This is a genomic window from Lepagella muris (assembly GCF_004793975.1).
GTDB classification, from domain to species: domain Bacteria; phylum Bacteroidota; class Bacteroidia; order Bacteroidales; family Muribaculaceae; genus Lepagella; species Lepagella muris.
This window is the reverse complement of record NZ_SRYB01000076.1, coordinates 1-1,248: the sequence shown is the minus strand read 5'-3', so window position 1 is coordinate 1,248 and position 1,248 is coordinate 1. Positions and strand designations below refer to the sequence as shown.

The window sequence follows — 1,248 nt, the reverse complement described above, 5'->3', positions numbered from 1 at the left end:
CCCTGGCGGCATTCCGCAGGCAGTTACCGAGCTGCCCGTTCCCGCCCGTCACAAGGATGGTAATCCCAGCCCCCCTGCCCCCTGAAGGGGGAATGGAGGAGCCATTATCATTTAGTTTATCAATATCCTGATTCATAATTTCAATATTCAAATAAAAACGCCCTTTCAGGAAGCCAGGTAGCCCATTCCTTCAAATGTCTGGAGTTCCGTGCCCGAGCCCATGGGCGAGGGATCCCGTCTCAAGGGAGTCGATTCAGTTTACTTATTGTAAGCTCATTTATCCGCGACAACAAATCCTGTGCCTTCGAAATCAAAATATTCCCATCTTCAGGCGCAAGTACAAACACATTCTGGTAATCAGCCTTTTCCCTCATCGTTTGCAACCGACTATAGAAAATGCCATCTTCCCGATCAAACTCACCGGAAAGCACATAATACCGCCCGAATTGAGACGATACACCCTTATGTGTAGAAGTCTTAATACCATCAATAAGCATCAGAGCTGTCACTGCATGGAATATTGAATAATAAAGACGGTTGGCAACAAGATCCCAATAATCCATCTCTGCATTCCTTACAGCCTGTTCCATATTGCGGACAGATTTCTCCATCAGCAATTCCACTGCTATTTTCTTTTGGTTAGGATTCATAGGCGTATCGCTTCTGCTGTCACATTCTGATAAAAATTAGTATCACGCTGGGCATCCCATTGCGATTGAGAGAAATGCAGCGGAGTGATCTGAGCATCAAGATACCATCCTATTTCTGCAAAAGGGAATGCAAACGACAGGTAATTATCGGCAGTCTCAACGGAATCATCCGTGATGATGAGCAGATCCCAATCCGATTTTGGTCCGGCATCATTCCTCGCCTGAGAACCGTAGAGAAACACACGTCCTCCACCATTGCCAAACATCTGTCGGGCAAGTGCAGAAATCGCATTAAATATTTTGTCTCTCTTAGTCATTGCATGATTATCATTAAAATCGAGAGGCTTCCAACCCCTCTATATAATCTCAATGCAAAAATAGCATATTTTGTTGAAAAATAAAAATCCGCCTCACATCTCCTTCTCTCCCCCTTCAGGAAGCCGAGGTTCCATTCCTTCAAATGTCTGGAGTTCCGTGCCCGAGCCCATGGGCGAGGGATCCCGTCAGAAGGGCGAAACAAAATCCTTCAGCAGCGGATGCCGAGTGTCCTTCTCCGACAGGATCGCCTCTGCCGGATCAACATGCCAGTCAATGCCCA

The 1,248-nt window shown here is 46.6% G+C and carries 2 protein-coding genes and 1 pseudogene; all 3 read right to left on the bottom strand.

What is annotated here, in order from left to right:
• Positions 1–239 precede the first annotated feature (239 nt).
• The gene (locus E5331_RS20065; RefSeq protein WP_123482090.1) at positions 240–650 is read right to left on the bottom strand and encodes a HEPN domain-containing protein; all 411 of its coding nucleotides are present in this window, start codon (positions 648–650) and stop codon (positions 240–242) included.
• Positions 647–967, bottom strand: coding sequence for a nucleotidyltransferase domain-containing protein (locus E5331_RS20060; RefSeq protein ID WP_123482089.1), 321 nt, complete (start codon positions 965–967; stop codon positions 647–649). Before E5331_RS20060 ends, E5331_RS20065 begins: the two co-directional genes overlap by 4 nt.
• A gap of 186 nt (positions 968–1,153) precedes the next feature.
• Positions 1,154–1,248, bottom strand: a pseudogene (locus tag E5331_RS20880) (dTDP-4-dehydrorhamnose 3,5-epimerase); the annotation flags it as partial.

What these genes read in the sequence shown, in the direction of transcription:
- E5331_RS20060 (WP_123482089.1), bottom strand. Translation starts at nt 967, where the DNA reads ATGACTAAGAGAGACAAAATATTTAATGCGATTTCTGCACTTGCCCGA.
- E5331_RS20065 (WP_123482090.1), bottom strand. Translation starts at nt 650, where the DNA reads ATGAATCCTAACCAAAAGAAAATAGCAGTGGAATTGCTGATGGAGAAA.